We start from the raw sequence: 15,252 nt of genomic DNA, 5'->3' as shown, positions 1-15,252 counted from the left end.
CACCTACTTAGCTTCTGAAGCAGCCTTCTTCGCTTCGGCAGTTGTTTTTTTCAGGGCAGCTTCAGATGCAGCTAATGCTTTTTCAAGCTCTGCAACCTTCGCTTTAAGCTCACCATTCTCCTGATTTGATTTGACCTTTTCATCAGTCATCAGCTTATTTGCTGCAATAAGATCAGTATTGGCTTTTTCAAGCTCAGCTAAGCGTGCGGCTGCACCATCAGCCTTGGGTTCTGCTGGAGCTTTTTCTTCTTCAATCGCCCCAGATGCTAAAAGGGCCTGAAGTTGTTTAGCTTCAAGCCCTGTGATTTCTTGGCCTGGCATAAAATGCCCGATGGATTGTTTTGCTATGTACTTTGGCATTTCATGCTCCTTATAGGGTGATAAATCCAGTACCACCGACTACACCATTTTTGTTAGACGGTACAACTAATGGAGCTGATTCAGTCATCAGCATGATGCCGCTTGGATCTTCGCAGTACCACTGACGGTCAAAATACTGCTGAGCAACACCGTTGGCCAACATATTTTTAATCTTACAGTGAGCGACTGAGCCATTCGTATCAGATATTAATGAGAAGTAATCTTTAGGAATAAAGCGCTTCACCTGACCTTTGTTTCGGTAGGTCGCGTCATAAACCCAGAACTCGATCCCGTCAAAAGTACCTTTAAAAGTCGCAGACTCTTTGGCACCAAAACTTGGATTAACTGGAACAGAAATACCTGCATATGGCGTAATGAATTCTTTCTTGAACTCTTCATTGTTCCATAGAGCAGCCCACACCAAACCAGACATTACAGCTAGTTTCGCCTCACCACCATCGGCAGCCAATTGACGTTCAAGCATTGTGCGAATATCTGTTACTGGTTTAGCACCAGCATCATTCCACTTCGTTAGCGGTGTGAATGTCAAAGATGCATCACGGCGATAATCCACTAAGTTGTATTCATAGTCATCTGAATGAAGCGCGTATTTACCATTTTTTAGGAGATCAATCGCCATCATCAAGACGGAGTTATCAATCGCGTCATGATTACGCTTCATCACTGCGATCTGAGCGATGATCATTTTTTCTTGGTCAGATAATTGCTGATTACCAGTAGAAATGATGCCTGCTGTACGTAAACGCTCCAGTAATGCAATTTCAAACGTATCTGCTGGAGTAACCTGGTTCTTTGGTTTGTAGTAAGCCGGCTTTACATGGCGCACTTCACCAGATTGAGTAGTATCAAATGGCTTACCAGGCTGCTGTGGAGATACCAATGGTGCAAGATCATGTTCAGCTGACAATTCAGCCAGTGGCACATCATCACGAGTGAATAAGGGGCGATTTGGAAAAAGCTTATCTAAAAGCCAAGTATCCATTGGGCGGTAATTCGAGTGAATTAACGCAAGTTCACCAACATCAAGAAGTTCGAGCGGAGCACCCTCAATATTAAAAGACTGTGGCATGTTTATTACACCTTAGAAAGTTCGATTTTGTTTTTAGTTGCTTGAGCACGTGCTGCATCATATTTCTCAGCAGCAAGCAAAGCGCCATTAAGTGATACAGCCTCAACGTTAAAAACGCCGCCGTAATACACTGGTATTTCGATACCATCAGCGGCCTTGATTGTGGCTTCTGCAGCTGACACATCCTGACCACAGATCACATCCCATGTTTTTTCATCTACAGCGTGAGCCAGTACATTGGTATCTGACAGCGTCAATAGATCACCGTATTTAAATGCTGTAGCGGTTGGTACTTTTGCATTGGAACGGCGTAACTTTTCATTGTCCAAGACCAATCGTTTTGAGGTGATTGAAACAGCTGGTACATAGTGAGTTACCATGAATTATTTCCCCTTTTGCTGTGCAAATGCTTGTGCACCTGAAGTAAATTTGTGAGTGTCATTTTGGTTAGTCTGCTGACCACCCTGACCACCATTCGCTTGATGAGTGAATAAATGTGCGAATGCTGGATTCACACCAGGTGTTGGCTGTGTTTGTTGCTGTTGACCAGCTGGTTGTTGATTACCTGCAGAGAATTGCTTTAACTGCTGTGCCATAAATGCGAATGCAGCATCATCCATATCTGTATAGGATTTCTTTTCTTCAGCACTGAATTGTTTATTCATTGCTGTTTCAAGCGACTTGATGTCTTCTTCGCGCTTGTCTGCTTTAAACTTTTTAAGTTCGGCTTGTGCAGCATCGCGTTCTTGCTCTGCCTTTTCACGAGCAGCTTTTTCTTTTTCAAGTTCGGTCACGTCGGTGTCCTCTTTGGTTGGGTTAGGGTTAGCTTTGCCTGAGAAGGCTTTAATTGAGGTATTGCGATCGGCACCAGTCGAGCAGATCGTGAACTCACGAATGCGGTTTTGACGGAAGATTGTGATAGGACCTTCAAATACTTGACCATTCACAGTCACTGTCTTGCCTTGTGAGACTTCTTCAATAGATCCAGGATCAATCATCATTGACATCTGGAATGGAAAGCCATCATCAGAGTCCTGAACGATTTCCTGCGCCTTAGCATTCGTAAGAAAATCGCCTGAAACATCAATCTTTCCGTTTGTATCTACTGTTTGAACAACACCAATTCGACTTGAGCTAAAGTGTTCTTCAAGTAAGGCTGCTGGCTTATCAATCTCAATCCCATCAAGATCAAAGACCACACCAGAACGGCCCCAATACCAATGACCATCTACACGGCCACCTGCATAAGCAGTGCCTTTAAATTTTCGTTTTTGCCCCTCTTCAACCTTCAGGACTTCAATAGCTGCAGCATTGAATAGATACTTCAATCGCTCTTCATTTGGATCTGGCATTTTCATGCTCCATAAAAAAACCGCCCTTTCGGACGGTCTCTAGTTAATTTCAATTTAATTTACCAATGCCTTCAGTGTATAAACCATCACCCCTTCAACCATCTCCATCGAAACAACTTCAAATGAGACTCCCAAAGGTAGCAAGACCCCTTCACCAACATTCAGCTTTTCAAGATCAATCCCCAGGCCATTAGCATTCTCAATCTGAATCATGATGTTTGACTGACCTGCCAAAAGCATTGGTGCATCCAAAGTCACCACCTTGCCTACTTCAAGTGAAGCTGCGTAAGCCAGTGTGGTTGTGCCGGTAACAACTTCAGCAGTGTTTTTAGCAACAGCATGAATCGCTGCTATATCCTGAACCAACCATTGCTTAAGCACTTGGTCAGCTTTCGATACAGCTTTGCTATTCAAATAGTTTGTAATGGCCTGGTCATTGCCTTGCACATAGTCCAAGAAAGTACGAATAGCACTAGGTCGAATCGATGGATCAAGTGGAATCACAGTATTGGCCACCGTATCGAATAGGTCCCGAGTCTTATCATCCATAGGAGCAAATAGGCTCGTAAGCTTTTTCGATGCAGTCCATTCAGCTTTGATAACCTCCTTCTGCTCGAGGAGATATTCCTTATCTAGTACCGACACATTGATCTTTTTATCAACTAACTCTTCTAGATCACCAAACTGCAAAGGATGCGATGACCAGTCCAATGCCTCAGCAACTTCCGGCAACTTATCATCCGGTGTAATGCCGTATTTGAGTGCCTGAGCCTCTGTGAGTGCGATAACAGTACAGCGACAACGAAAGCCTAGTGGCGGGTAATGCGTTAGCCAAAATGGATGATCAATCGGCAGTACAATTCGATTCAATGCCAAATGTGCAGGACGTACACGACTATCATCGATAGCCGAGTACATCAAGTAAGGACGTTTGGCTTTATTTCGATTCTGCTGCTGCCATCGCCCATGACCATAAGCACTTTGGATATTGGTACGAAATACGGTATCTAAATAATGCTTAGGTAGAATGATTTCAGACTCAGCAATGAGCTTCTGAAAATCGTTAAACGTTCCGCCATCGGCCAATGTTGTATTCAGTGACCTAATCACTGTCTCAATTTGCTCAAGACTCGATAGAAAGCTCACTGTTGTCGCCATCTGCCGAGTCTTTAAGTCCATTGAGTAAAACTCATCAGGTAGCACAATCTTTTTGTCATGCGCGTACTGAAGCGCCTCAAGGAACGTAACTGGTTGCATCTATTTCCCCTTAGCAGCAGTCGCATACCCCAATACATCTGCAGCATATAAAGCCTGATCTAAATTGGCCTTAAACTGAGATTCAGATACAGACGGAATCAACTGCATTAAATTGAATGCCAGGCCATCGGGACTATCCGACTCAGCAACAAGCTGCTTAATCTGCTCATTACTTAAAAGCTGCAGATCCTTTTGGCCATCGGTTAATTCCTCAACTTCTTGCTGTTCAGCTGAAAGTTTATTGGCCTGGGCTTTAAAGCTAAATGCACGTTTGGGTATAGCTGAGAATTGGTTTAAGTTAGTAGATACCTGCTCAATCACATCACCATCTTCCAGACCATACTCACGTTTGAAGTATTGTGGGGTTAGTACTGCACCAGCATTTTTTAACTTCACGTCACGGTCTGCTTTAGGCTCTTCCAGTGACTTCTCTTCACCAATGATAACCCGGTGACGCTCCCAGCCATTGATATCACATAGCGCATTAATAATGGCTTGTATCGTAGGCATAATCATTCGTACGTCGGCTTTATACTTCGCATTCTGTACTTCTAGATGAACATCCCCTAAAGCCCTTGAGCCTGCTCCATCAGTTCCACTTGTCAATGTCTGACCTAAGATGACTTTCTGTATACGACGTTCAAGATTCTTATCAAACACTTCAAATGTTTGAGAAGCATTGCCATTGGTATTGGCAGTTTGGATTTCAACTGAATCCGTACCACTTAGAGCAATAACCGAGCTAGCATGAGCTTTGAGTAGTGCGTCACGCATATCTGTAGTCTTGCCAGCAGTTTTACCAACCAGCATTGGCAAACCAAATTTTTCTACAAACTTTGCCCAGAATTTGAAGCCCGATGTTTTAAAGAACCACACCCAGTACAGTCGACTTAATAAAGCCTCGCCTAATGGATTTTCATAAGTAGATTTGCAACGTGTCAGAAAGTGCTTAAACCGTTGGTCCACTTCCTGATCCTGCCGAGTTGCGTTGTAATTGGCGAGCAATAATAAACGCCCATCATTTTTCGGCTCATACCATTGCATAGGTTTTTCACCAATCCACTTAAACCCAATAAACGGTGTAATTGTATCGCCATCAATATGCAAGCTCGGCTCCTCAGGCTTCGTATAGATGGCTTCTAATACCGAATACCCGTACCAGCGAGCATTCTGTGCACCAAGTAGAATCTCTGACCACCATTCACGCAAATGCTCCATGATGATTTTAGATTCAGGTCGATCCATTGGTTCTACACGCCATGCCGCGCTCTCAAGTTTATCTTGGCGTTTTTCAATTGCCTGATAAATCTCATCGTCATACATCATGACTTTTAGGCGTGGACGAGTAACACCAGCTTTTCGTAGCACCTCATCACCGTCAGGCATTTTGGTTAGATAGCTGATTAAAGCCTGTTCAGCCTCATGAGAATAAAGTGCACCAGACTCCGGCTTTTTATTCTCAGGATTTTTTCTTTTCTTAGCCATAAATAAAACCTATGCAGCCGGAGGGCTGTAATTAATTGCGATTACTGCGTCTTCAATTGCATCAATCAATGTGTCGACTTGGTCATCATGGTCATGAGTAAATGCTGCATTAAATGCCTCACACTCCTCAAAAAATTCCCCAACCCAGTGTGCATCCTTAGGTACCATTACAAAGCGATCTTCCGGCTTATCTTTATAGTTCGCTTCAAGATGGACCTGTACATCCATGAAACGGGATAGCTTGTCTGTATGACGCTGGACTGGTATGACAGCCACACCCGAGTAAGTGCCTAGAGTTTGGATTAGTTGCGTACCCGATGCCTTGTCTTCTACTTTCATATAGCGAATAGGCTTGGTTTCCCATGTATATTCCTTATGCTTGTCGAGGAAAGCTTTCGCCTGACGGTTAAGTTCTGGTGCTTCCCATTTACCACGCAAAAGATCCAGTAGGTACAGCTTTCCATCAACACCCAGGCCAACAAGTAAAAATACTGAGTAATCGTTGTGCTCTTTGGTTTTTTGAGCTGTATCTACAAGGACTGCACGCCACTGAAGCGTAGGGATTTCTTTATAGAACCCAAACCACTCTGACTTAATTAAATCCCCGCCCAATTTCTTAGGTTGTTGCATGTATTGGCTGCTGAAGGTGTAACGTGAGACGGTTGCACCTTCCTTATCCTTACCACCCTTCTCTAACTGAAGTAGCGATTGTAAGGATTCCTTTTTAGGCCAATAGCTTTGACGACCCTGCTCATCACACTCAACATCTCGCGGTACAAGCTTTTGGATATGTTCTGGCAAGGTTGCAATGTATTCATCATCTATCAGTGCTGGGATAGATATCTGAGTCCATTCACCAGGTAGGTTTCCAGTCATTACAAAGTTAGTCGGATCTTCAGTGTGGAGTCGCTGCATAATCATGATGATCGGCGTATCAGACTTCGCTTTACGTGAGTTCACCGTGTTCAATAATTTACGGTTCGCCGCATCCCGCTTAATCTTACTAAAAGCATCTTCAGGCTTTAATGGGTCATCGATGGTGATACAACCAGTAAAACCGTCATCAGCCAATGTGCCAGCACGACGACCTGTAACTTGACCACCCATTGAAGCTACGTACACATGACCAACATCATAGTCCTCAACTGTGATCTTCCATTCTTTCTTGGAGTCTGTGCTATTCGATACATTCAAATCCCACATGCTACGAAAGTCTTTTGACTTAACAATATCCCTAGCCACATCAGAAACACCTTCAACTAAGGATTGGGAGAAAGATAAGTAAAGGAATCGTGAACGTGCATTTAATGCCAGGCCGCGTGGAATCAAATTAGTCATGAGTTCTGTTTTACCTGCACCAGGTGGAACATTAATCACAACGTTGGCTATTTCACCAGCAATGACTTGATCGATAATCCATGAAATATAGACATGGTGCCAATTTACGGTGAATTTAAAGCCCATGCGTGGCTTAAAGAAACGCCGTGTGAAATATAAATGTTCATCCTCACACAGCTTCTTTTCAACCTGTGTTTGCAGATCCATTTTAATATTCCTCTTTAGCCTTCCTTATTGCATCTTCAACCTGCTCAGGAGTGGCCTGGGTAACCGTGGTTTGGGTTACTTCGCTTGTTACCTCGGTTTTATTTGTAAACTGACCACCTGCATCCTTTGCAGCCTGTTCTAGAATTTTGAGTGACATCACTGTATTTTTAGCATTCTTCTCGAGATGCTTTTGATACTGGCGCATGCGGTAAAACTTCTGAGCAATTGGTATATCAATTAAGCCTTTGTCAAATTCAGCTCGGGTTTCATGAAATAAATCAACAAACTTCTTTGATAGGTTCTTGCCGGATATCTTTGTTGGGTCGTATAAAGCGATTTGTGAGCGCTCAATTTTCAGTCCATATTCTTGCTTAACAAGATCCGCGACTTCTTGAGGGGTATCACGGCACGCAAGAGCTTGAACTATAAATATTTTTACAGGCTCTTTTAGGGCTGCCATAACCACCTCTTTGTATAGCTACGTATAGCAAGATAGGCAAAAAAACTTAAGCCAACTTCAATAAACACGTACCGCATGCTTGAGCAATATTTGCCTTAGAAATTGTTGGGCCATTGTTTGCAAGGTCTACCATTTTTTTAACTGACTCAGATGCACCGTAACGCTGGACGACTCCATGGAACTCTTCGACATCGTGACCGCGTAAATAATATTTGTATTCACCAGTGGATGTGCTTACCAGATAGTTTCCATCTTCATCACGCTTAGCGCCGATGTGATACAACTCATGTTCAATCAAGGCACAAAAATCAACATCGCTTGCCTTGTAAGCAAACCATGCATCGATAGTGATAATGAATTTAGGCACACAGCCAAACCAATCAATCATTTGTTTTTCTTGCCGAGCCTTACGCCAACCACCCGCCATTGGTGCAAACTTTTCAGTCTGCCCTAATACCACTTGCTCAGCCTTAATAAACCCTTTTGAAGCCCATAGCACTTTGAATAAATCATCATCCCATGGAGAGATATGAGCATGGTCGGGGTTGTGTAGTTCGCCTTCTTCATTAATGAAAGTCTGCAATATCCAGTCTTTTAATTCATGCGCTGGTTCAAATCCCATTGGGTCAACAGGATCAATATCCAGTAAAGCGTCTGGCGGCATTGGACGTTTCACTGCTTCATCTCCCAAGCAAACATCAAATCATCAGGTGTTTGCAACCAACACCCATGTTTATTACAGAATGCATGAATGTCATTCAAATACTCGGTGAACTGATCGACCGTTGCATCCCTTGTGCTAATTAGCTCATTTAGCCCATCTGCCACTTGTTGATACATCGGATGATTTTGTTCTTTTAAAACTTTGACTGCGTTAAACGTGGCTCTGTACTGGCCCACATCATCACGCGCATAGATACGCGCCAAGAATTGTTTCTTAAAATACAAGTGCTCGTATTCTTTATCCGTGCCTTGACGCTTAGCCCACTGGTTCATCCACATCCAATAAAGGCGATTCTGTGCTTTACTCCGGTCATCTTCTTTTTGATTGATCCGAACGACCAAAGGTTTGCCATCATTAATCGCCTGAGTGTAATTGGTATGCATGAAGTTAATGGCTTTGGTGATGTCGGCATGTGACTGGATAGGAAACACGGCTTTTTGCATTTCCTATTCCCAATAAAAAAACCACCCCGAATGGAGTGGTTCATAATTTCACATTAATTTAATTGGTAATAAGCATAGTATGCATTCTTTTCACAATCATTAAGATATTTAAAAATATTGTGAGCATTAAAAATGCAATTAAAAAAATGAGAATCTTTGAAGAAATACATGTGTATACCGTGTGAGTTAATTCCCCTACTTTTGAGTAAATTAAACACACCAAGACAAGCAAAAGTGCTACTACAATTGAAAAGCTAATATTAAAATATAACTGTCTCAATAACGCCTTTTTGTCTGTGTAATTTTCATCAAGATTCTTACTAAAAATCCATCTATATGCAGCAGAATCATTCAAACTTGGGTTTTTATCAATTTCTTCCTTAAAAAGTAGATACTTTTCATATTGTTCATCTATTTTATTCTCTTGATCAAAGATCAAAACCAAAACCGATAATAGTAAAGCTGTAAATATGGATCCAAAATTAACAAGTAGTGAGAGAGTATCTCCTGTAATTTCAGACATATAATACACCGCTAAGCCGGAGAGAATTAGAGGTACAATATAGAAAGTAAAAAAATCATACTTGTTAAAAGTTCCATCACTATTCCCTAAGGTTGAGCAATGCCCTCGTATAATAGAAATGATATCGATTTTTTTGCTCATAATTTTATACTCAATATTTTCAGTTAAGCTGAAAAATCTGATTTAATCGTTTCGCACCACGCCAAGATACTTTCTGTAGTTGGATTTCCATCATTAAAATCAAGCTCATCAGGTGCTTCAATTATACAAATTGCATCTGTGATATTTGTACCAATTCTTACCTTTCTTGTTTTCCCATCTCTTTGAACGGTTGCTACAATATTTTGATAATCTTGTTCAAGGACTTCTAGTAATTGATGTTGTTTGGAGTCGTCCTTTCCAAACGAACCCCAAGTACCAAAGTTGCCGCCCTTAGGTGCTTTAATGCTAATCACAGTTTCTGCTTTAGGAGTTATATTCGCAACCTTATCCGCTAAATCAGAGTGGTTATTCTTAGGAATGGCTTTTATCTCTTTAGTCATCGCTTCTTGCCACATCTTAAGAGACTTTGCATACGACTTCGATTTCATTTGGAAAACTCTATCGTATTTAGTTCGGCACATCTTATTAAGCATTTCTAAGAACGCAGCTTTTATTCCTGATCCCCTAACTCCATGAAATAATACTAAACCATCCGATTTTGAGGCGGGAAGATAGAAATAAATAAAATGAGGTATTTGTTCAGCGAAGTTCACCCCTTTTTCATATTTTTCTTCTGGATTAAATACATTTATTACTGTATTTTTTTGCCCATAGTTTCCAGTGCAAATCCATCCATAAATTCTTCTATTTACTACATCAAAAACAAAGTCATCCCTAAAAACTATTGTTGACTTAACTTTTGGGTCGACTTCCGCACCTTCCTTTTGTTTTTCTTCGATCCATGTTTTTAGCAATTCAAATGCATCTACTTTGCCATTAAATAAGGACCCAAGTAAGGGATATCCGACTTTTCCATCAATCTTATCGTGCATTCTTATCCCGTACGGATGTAGCGTATGCATAATTTCCCCATTACTTAAATATAAAATTTATCTTATGGAGTAAAATAATATCACATTACATTTTTTAACAAACTAAAATTAATCAAAACACCTCTCTATCTTCCATCACCAACATCCGCTCAACTCTCACCAACCACTGCTCAAACATTGCTTCACTCTCTGCCCGATTACCCAATTTAAAGGTATCGAACCTAAAGTGACAGGAATGGCAAAGCGGCACTGTGAACTCATCACTGGCTTTGATTGATCTACCCTTACCGTGCTTGGCTGAATTACTGTGAGCCGCCTGTGAGTTTGGATTACCACAACGCACACACGGTAGCTTTCTAATTTCAGCGAGTCGTTTTGGGTTTCTCATGAAGTAATTCTTCTATGCTTGCGATCTGCTTACCAATCTTTCTCAACTCAGCACCGCAGTCTTGACGAAATGCATAACTTGAATACAAATGATTGTAATTCATCAAGCGAGCTTGGTTTGCTTTAAGCAGCTCTAAATTTTTGGATGCCTCTACTCGATCAACCATAATCACCCCGCAATAGAAAAGAAAAACCCTCAACATCTAGAATGCGAGGGCTTTTATGTGCCGTAATACGTTCGGCAAATTATTTAACTTCTTTCAAACAACTACGACAAACCTTTATCTCATCACCATCAATCGTGTGATCAATTTCAACCGCACTGTGGAAGCCAAATAAGCATTTTAAAAATTGGAGCATGTGGATCTCCGGGTAGCAAAAATCAACTGTAGCTATCAATGAATCTTAAAAATACAATTTATAAAGGCTTTGTTAATTCTAAAAACTTTTTTCGAGGCCTCACGTAAATAATTTCTTTAGAATCCTGCGGGTCTCCGAAATTAAAAGAGTTAATGTCAGGTTTCAATCTATAATAATTTTGAAGTAGATCTAACTCTTTATCTTGCCCGGACTTTTCGCTATATCTATGGGTTTCTAAAAATTTAGCGACTTTTTCAGATACAAATGCGAATTGGTGTAAATTATTCTTCAAGTTTGTTGCATCTTCATAAACATTAATGTCCGGCTGCTTTTTTGACACTAAGTAATAAAATAGAACAGCCTCATTATATAATTCTATTTCCAATCCCTGTATGAGCTTTATTTCCCCCTCCATCTTTTCAATTAAAAGAGAAATTGCTTGAGACTTCGAAACTGGCCTTAAGGCTTGAGGTTGAAGCACTGCATTCAAATCAGTGAAATAACGATATAAGTTCTGAATGCATTTCTCATACATTGTATAAATGAAGAATATTTTTTCAGCTTTCTCATTCAGGTTTTTCTCATATACTTCTTGTTTTGCTGAATCCTTTTTTACACCCTCTTACCACTCCCAAATAAATATACCGACTAAAATAGTTATGGGTACCATGAGTGGCTGAACTAAGAATGAATATTCATTACCGGTAATTACTGCAATTAAAATCACATAGATTACATACAACAAAATAAAAAGCTTAGGATTATTCTTCAAAATCGTTTTCATTATCAAAAAATCAAATTACTAGAATATATCAAATATACCCTAAATTTCAGCTATTAAAGATCACCACGGTAGATCTATGCCGTGGTCCATAGCTACTCCCTACTTTGATCGCCAGTGAATAGGCACACTACTAATCAATTTTCGGTTTCATCTTCATTTTTTTGGCGGGGCATCACTCCCAATTCTGATTTTACTTTCCTGCATATCCTATTCATGCTCGATGAACTGCATGGGTTGTACCCTCTTTCGCGGGGTCTAAGCGTAGCTTAATAGCTAGTTAGGCAAATGCTGGCATGGCCGCTCTCCAGTTAAATCACTTGTGCATGTCACAAGCACCTTTATAAATTTCAGGCAACAAAAAAGCCCACCGTTTGGTGAGCTTAATTTAATCATGGTCAGAAACTGCGTAATACGACCAGTATAGTAAAACTATACCTTGGTTTCCGAAATAATGGAATCCCTATGCACGCATTTCTTTGTAAGTATTTTTCTTATACTTCTGAACAGCTTGAGAAGCCTCTTCAATCGCAGACTCAAGCGCCAAACACATCAGGTTTTCGTATGGTTTCCACGTCTTACGATAAAGTTCGGCTTGCATCTGCATCGAATTAATACCCGCATAATACAATCGACCTTGCGCTGTAAAATTTCCTTCAAGCTCAGGATTTAATGCAAAGTCAATTACCATACGTGCAACCAAGTATGCCAAATGATTCATGGTGATATGCTCAGGCTCGCGCTTCTTATCATCCTTAGCATTGACCAACATAATTTTAACCAAGTGATTACGCACATACTCATAATCGCTTTCGCACTTCCCATCAAAGACAATAAGCGCTGTAACTGACTTTGCAAGCTGTGTTTCCATGCTCGCAATCGCACCCAAACGATCTTCATAATTCAAAGGCTTCTCCCCAGTGCCATGTGCCTGTGGCTCAAAGTTTGGTGACTTCGCTGCAATACCTTTGGTCAACCACTCAAACGGTTCAAATTTTTCTGCTACTGCATTCATCCCTATTCCCTCTTACAAATTCACGTATTTAAAAAACAAGGTAGTCCCGTCCTGTTGAGGGATTGAAACGCCTCGGCCCTGCTCTAAAGTTTCAATCTGTTCTGTTGTTAAGTGTTTGCCTTCGTGTTTTAGGAAGTCTTCCTTGGAATCAAATTTGGCTTTTCCATAGATATTTGTATTGGTCTCATTCCAGTGCTCATAAAGCCAATACTTACCATTTGAATAAAGTGCCCAATCAAAATTATTAGCATTCATCCCAATCCCTCAAACTTCTCTAATATCGATATCGTGTACTGTTTTCATCAAGTGTTTCTTATTGCGATAACTCGGTAAATTTCTCGTTCCCGGCGACTTCACATCCTCAACAACGAATTTCCCGTTTTCGATGTATGTGAAATCCGCGTAATACCTCAATTCAGGTTTTGCCCTTTTCTCTCCTTCCAATTTCACCTTAGGTGCCAAGACAAATTTGACCTGACACTTAAGCTCTGAAATTTCACCCCTCTGCATTCGCGCTGTAAGCTCGATATAGCGCTTATACTCCTTGACGCTATCAAACTTCATTCCATCCTTTTCAATGCGCTGAGCGTTAAATTTGCTGCGCCCTGACTTGGGTTTGGTCTTGTGCGCGTATTGAGCGTGATATTCAGCGAGTGAGATACTGGTCATGCAATCTCAATCCATAGGTGTTTTTAAAAATTGAAAACACATCAATCACACTGAGATTTGGGTCTCTTTTCCAAACTTGCTCGATATGAAAACCATATTTAGAATCATCTTTAACTTCGATGTATTCCAGCAATGTGTCTTGAACCAAGCCTTTCAGATAGCCAAAAGGCTCAACCTCATCAACCCAAGACTCCTCACGGGTTTCGATGTGTACATACTTAATCCAATCGCCACCCCAGAGATCAAAATCACCCGATTCACACCAGCCGCAATCAATTAACAAATCCATAGCCCTTTTGTTGAGTTTCTTTTTCTGACGTTTATTCATACTCATCCCTCAATCACCCTCGTCGTCGGCGCAATATGATTGCGAATGTCTGATACATGATCGGTTCGGTCGTGGTCTGCGATGGCTGCACGTAGATCGGAAATTAAGTAACTTTGCTGCCCTGTCATGTTAGGAAAGCTCAGCATTGAAATGTGGTACTCGTTTCGAGTGATCCAAAAAACCGCCCACTCAGGCGCCCCATCCACAATTTCCCGCATTTGTTCGATTGTTAGATTCATGCTGCATCTCCTTTCACATTCATGATGTCTTTAGCGTATTGAGTCGCTTGATAATGACTCGATGAAACGCGCTCTAAATATCCCGCTTTCACATGCTCATTTAGCAAGCTGTAGACTGTTGCTCGATGGAAATCAAAAACTGCCTCTTGCACATCTGCGACTGAAAACGGTTGAGTTGCATAGCAAGCGAACAACATCAAACTAATTTGGTCTTCAAAGAGAACTCTTTTTTTAGGTTTGCTCATGCTGCACCGCCTAAATATTCAAATGCGCTTTTAGCCACGATTGAAACTTGTCCATTTCCAATGGCTTTAAGTCTGTCCACCCGATTGGCCACCCCATCAGCCACTCGACCCAATTCGGGTTCAATACTCCACCACCGTGTCCACTCTTGACCGCACCCGCCAATCCGTTTTGATGATGGCTGCTCACCTTGCCTCGCTTGTTTCCATCCGATGCTTTTGGTGTTGGATATGTTTGAACAATTACCTCCAAGGTTGGTGATTTTCTCGCTAGATCCGCAGGAGATCCATTTCTCTTCCAATCGGATGCCACGGGTGTTGGAAATTGTTGCCGCCTCTTTATTAGAGCCCTCCTGGAGTTGCTTCCACCATTCAGGCCGGTGCAGTTGGGCGTATGAAAGAAGTTCTCCCCGTTTGGCAACAATCCAGATTCGGTCCCGTTGATGGGGCGCTCCAAAATTGGATGCTGAAAAACGTGCCCATTCTGCGTCATACCCCATTTTGGCAAGGTCACTGATGACTCGGGTAAGTCCTCGGGAAACAAGCATTGGTGAGTTTTCCACGAAGACGTATCTAGGTCGTACTTCACCAATAATTCGAGCCATCTCGGCCCACATTCCTGATCTTGCTCCATCAATGCCTGCACCTTTTCCGGCTGAGCTAATGTCTTGGCATGGAAATCCGCCAGATATAACGTCAATAATTCCTTGCCATGGTTTTCCGTCAAAACTGCACACGTCAGACCAAATTGGGAAAAGCGGGAGAACTCCATCATTTTGTCGTTGCGCCAAAACTTGTGCTGCGTAGGCATCACGTTCAACTGCGCAGACTGTGTTCCATCCAAGCAAATGCGATCCGAGTATTCCGCCACCAGCGCCTGCGAAAAGAGCCAACTCATTTAAACCACCTGTATTATTATTTTGTTCAAGCCAATCGATCGTAAGGTTGTCATGTTGAT

Annotated in this window: 22 protein-coding genes; all 22 read right to left on the bottom strand. The window is 41.6% G+C overall.

Translation table 11 applies throughout. The features are described 5' to 3' along the window. Positions 1-3: 3 nt before the first annotated feature. The 22 genes from LXF01_RS06790 to LXF01_RS06685 all read right to left on the bottom strand — a co-directional run bounded on the left by LXF01_RS06790 (position 4) and on the right by LXF01_RS06685 (position 15,232). A complete protein-coding gene (locus tag LXF01_RS06790; RefSeq protein WP_233945436.1) occupies positions 4-360 on the bottom strand; it encodes a hypothetical protein in 357 nt (118 codons plus the stop codon). A gap of 10 nt (positions 361-370) precedes the next feature. Next, the gene (locus tag LXF01_RS06785; protein ID WP_233945276.1) at positions 371-1,450 is read right to left on the bottom strand and encodes a major capsid protein; all 1,080 of its coding nucleotides are present in this window, start codon (positions 1,448-1,450) and stop codon (positions 371-373) included. A 5-nt stretch (positions 1,451-1,455) separates the two neighbouring features. After that, complete coding sequence (locus tag LXF01_RS06780; RefSeq protein ID WP_233945275.1) at positions 1,456-1,830, bottom strand: hypothetical protein; 375 nt, start codon at positions 1,828-1,830, stop codon at positions 1,456-1,458. A gap of 3 nt (positions 1,831-1,833) precedes the next feature. Continuing rightward, positions 1,834-2,802, bottom strand: coding sequence for a YkyA family protein (locus LXF01_RS06775; protein ID WP_233945274.1), 969 nt, complete (start codon positions 2,800-2,802; stop codon positions 1,834-1,836). 54 nt (positions 2,803-2,856) lie between these two features. After that, a complete protein-coding gene (locus LXF01_RS06770) occupies positions 2,857-4,059 on the bottom strand; it encodes a phage head morphogenesis protein (RefSeq protein ID WP_233945273.1) in 1,203 nt (400 codons plus the stop codon). Further along, positions 4,060-5,544, bottom strand: coding sequence for a phage portal protein family protein (locus tag LXF01_RS06765; RefSeq protein ID WP_233945272.1), 1,485 nt, complete (start codon positions 5,542-5,544; stop codon positions 4,060-4,062). A 9-nt stretch (positions 5,545-5,553) separates the two neighbouring features. Continuing rightward, entirely contained in the window at positions 5,554-7,089 is a 1,536-nt protein-coding gene (gene terL / locus LXF01_RS06760; RefSeq protein WP_233945271.1) for a phage terminase large subunit, read from the bottom strand. A 1-nt stretch (position 7,090) separates the two neighbouring features. Continuing rightward, positions 7,091-7,549, bottom strand: coding sequence for a DUF2280 domain-containing protein (locus LXF01_RS06755; RefSeq protein WP_233945270.1), 459 nt, complete (start codon positions 7,547-7,549; stop codon positions 7,091-7,093). A gap of 46 nt (positions 7,550-7,595) precedes the next feature. After that, positions 7,596-8,225, bottom strand: a complete 630-nt coding sequence (locus LXF01_RS06750) for a putative metallopeptidase (RefSeq protein WP_442781354.1) — start codon at positions 8,223-8,225, stop codon at positions 7,596-7,598. Next, positions 8,222-8,716, bottom strand: a complete 495-nt coding sequence (locus tag LXF01_RS06745; RefSeq protein WP_233945269.1) for a hypothetical protein — start codon at positions 8,714-8,716, stop codon at positions 8,222-8,224. The genes LXF01_RS06750 and LXF01_RS06745 overlap by 4 nt, the downstream gene beginning before the upstream one ends. A gap of 58 nt (positions 8,717-8,774) precedes the next feature. After that, a complete protein-coding gene (locus LXF01_RS06740) occupies positions 8,775-9,380 on the bottom strand; it encodes a hypothetical protein (protein ID WP_233945268.1) in 606 nt (201 codons plus the stop codon). A 23-nt stretch (positions 9,381-9,403) separates the two neighbouring features. Then, a complete protein-coding gene (locus LXF01_RS06735; RefSeq protein WP_233945267.1) occupies positions 9,404-10,273 on the bottom strand; it encodes a hypothetical protein in 870 nt (289 codons plus the stop codon). A 112-nt stretch (positions 10,274-10,385) separates the two neighbouring features. Then, positions 10,386-10,661, bottom strand: coding sequence for a DUF968 domain-containing protein (locus tag LXF01_RS06730; protein ID WP_233945266.1), 276 nt, complete (start codon positions 10,659-10,661; stop codon positions 10,386-10,388). Next, positions 10,636-10,827: a hypothetical protein gene (locus LXF01_RS06725; protein WP_233945265.1), complete on the bottom strand. Its 192-nt coding sequence runs from the start codon at positions 10,825-10,827 to the stop codon at positions 10,636-10,638. Before LXF01_RS06725 ends, LXF01_RS06730 begins: the two co-directional genes overlap by 26 nt. A 251-nt stretch (positions 10,828-11,078) precedes the next feature. Then, positions 11,079-11,501: a hypothetical protein gene (locus LXF01_RS06720; protein WP_233945264.1), complete on the bottom strand. Its 423-nt coding sequence runs from the start codon at positions 11,499-11,501 to the stop codon at positions 11,079-11,081. Positions 11,502-12,264: 763 nt separating this feature from the next. After that, on the bottom strand, positions 12,265-12,816 hold the full coding sequence (locus tag LXF01_RS06715; protein WP_233945263.1) for a hypothetical protein: 552 nt from the start codon (positions 12,814-12,816) through the stop codon (positions 12,265-12,267). 12 nt (positions 12,817-12,828) lie between these two features. Then, positions 12,829-13,071, bottom strand: a complete 243-nt coding sequence (locus LXF01_RS06710) for a hypothetical protein (RefSeq protein ID WP_233945262.1) — start codon at positions 13,069-13,071, stop codon at positions 12,829-12,831. A 9-nt stretch (positions 13,072-13,080) separates the two neighbouring features. Next, a complete protein-coding gene (locus LXF01_RS06705; protein ID WP_233945261.1) occupies positions 13,081-13,485 on the bottom strand; it encodes a DUF1064 domain-containing protein in 405 nt (134 codons plus the stop codon). Then, positions 13,463-13,813, bottom strand: a complete 351-nt coding sequence (locus LXF01_RS06700; protein WP_233945260.1) for a hypothetical protein — start codon at positions 13,811-13,813, stop codon at positions 13,463-13,465. The genes LXF01_RS06705 and LXF01_RS06700 overlap by 23 nt, the downstream gene beginning before the upstream one ends. Positions 13,814-13,815: 2 nt before the next feature. Further along, a complete protein-coding gene (locus LXF01_RS06695; protein ID WP_233945259.1) occupies positions 13,816-14,052 on the bottom strand; it encodes a hypothetical protein in 237 nt (78 codons plus the stop codon). Continuing rightward, a complete protein-coding gene (locus LXF01_RS06690; RefSeq protein ID WP_233945258.1) occupies positions 14,049-14,297 on the bottom strand; it encodes a hypothetical protein in 249 nt (82 codons plus the stop codon). The genes LXF01_RS06695 and LXF01_RS06690 overlap by 4 nt, the downstream gene beginning before the upstream one ends. Further along, positions 14,294-15,232, bottom strand: a complete 939-nt coding sequence (locus tag LXF01_RS06685; protein ID WP_233945434.1) for a DNA cytosine methyltransferase — start codon at positions 15,230-15,232, stop codon at positions 14,294-14,296. The genes LXF01_RS06690 and LXF01_RS06685 overlap by 4 nt, the downstream gene beginning before the upstream one ends. Positions 15,233-15,252: the final 20 nt, after the last annotated feature.

The sequence above is a fragment of the Acinetobacter sp. SH20PTE14 genome, assembly GCF_021391555.1.
GTDB classification, from domain to species: Bacteria; Pseudomonadota; Gammaproteobacteria; order Pseudomonadales; family Moraxellaceae; genus Acinetobacter; species Acinetobacter amyesii.
The sequence above is the reverse complement of the archived record's forward strand: the minus strand, read 5'-3'. Positions and strand labels throughout refer to the sequence as shown.

Coding starts and splice junctions, on each gene's coding strand:
- LXF01_RS06790 (WP_233945436.1), bottom strand. CDS start 360: ATGCCAAAGTACATAGCAAAACAATCCATCGGGCATTTTATGCCAGGC.
- LXF01_RS06785 (WP_233945276.1), bottom strand. CDS start 1,450: ATGCCACAGTCTTTTAATATTGAGGGTGCTCCGCTCGAACTTCTTGAT.
- LXF01_RS06780 (WP_233945275.1), bottom strand. CDS start 1,830: ATGGTAACTCACTATGTACCAGCTGTTTCAATCACCTCAAAACGATTG.
- LXF01_RS06775 (WP_233945274.1), bottom strand. CDS start 2,802: ATGCCAGATCCAAATGAAGAGCGATTGAAGTATCTATTCAATGCTGCA.
- LXF01_RS06770 (WP_233945273.1), bottom strand. CDS start 4,059: ATGCAACCAGTTACGTTCCTTGAGGCGCTTCAGTACGCGCATGACAAA.
- LXF01_RS06765 (WP_233945272.1), bottom strand. CDS start 5,544: ATGGCTAAGAAAAGAAAAAATCCTGAGAATAAAAAGCCGGAGTCTGGT.
- terL (WP_233945271.1), bottom strand. CDS start 7,089: ATGGATCTGCAAACACAGGTTGAAAAGAAGCTGTGTGAGGATGAACAT.
- LXF01_RS06755 (WP_233945270.1), bottom strand. CDS start 7,549: ATGGCAGCCCTAAAAGAGCCTGTAAAAATATTTATAGTTCAAGCTCTT.
- LXF01_RS06745 (WP_233945269.1), bottom strand. CDS start 8,716: ATGCAAAAAGCCGTGTTTCCTATCCAGTCACATGCCGACATCACCAAA.
- LXF01_RS06740 (WP_233945268.1), bottom strand. CDS start 9,380: ATGAGCAAAAAAATCGATATCATTTCTATTATACGAGGGCATTGCTCA.
- LXF01_RS06735 (WP_233945267.1), bottom strand. CDS start 10,273: ATGCACGATAAGATTGATGGAAAAGTCGGATATCCCTTACTTGGGTCC.
- LXF01_RS06730 (WP_233945266.1), bottom strand. CDS start 10,661: ATGAGAAACCCAAAACGACTCGCTGAAATTAGAAAGCTACCGTGTGTG.
- LXF01_RS06725 (WP_233945265.1), bottom strand. CDS start 10,827: ATGGTTGATCGAGTAGAGGCATCCAAAAATTTAGAGCTGCTTAAAGCA.
- LXF01_RS06715 (WP_233945263.1), bottom strand. CDS start 12,816: ATGAATGCAGTAGCAGAAAAATTTGAACCGTTTGAGTGGTTGACCAAA.
- LXF01_RS06710 (WP_233945262.1), bottom strand. CDS start 13,071: ATGAATGCTAATAATTTTGATTGGGCACTTTATTCAAATGGTAAGTAT.
- LXF01_RS06705 (WP_233945261.1), bottom strand. CDS start 13,485: ATGACCAGTATCTCACTCGCTGAATATCACGCTCAATACGCGCACAAG.
- LXF01_RS06700 (WP_233945260.1), bottom strand. CDS start 13,813: ATGAATAAACGTCAGAAAAAGAAACTCAACAAAAGGGCTATGGATTTG.
- LXF01_RS06695 (WP_233945259.1), bottom strand. CDS start 14,052: ATGAATCTAACAATCGAACAAATGCGGGAAATTGTGGATGGGGCGCCT.
- LXF01_RS06690 (WP_233945258.1), bottom strand. CDS start 14,297: ATGAGCAAACCTAAAAAAAGAGTTCTCTTTGAAGACCAAATTAGTTTG.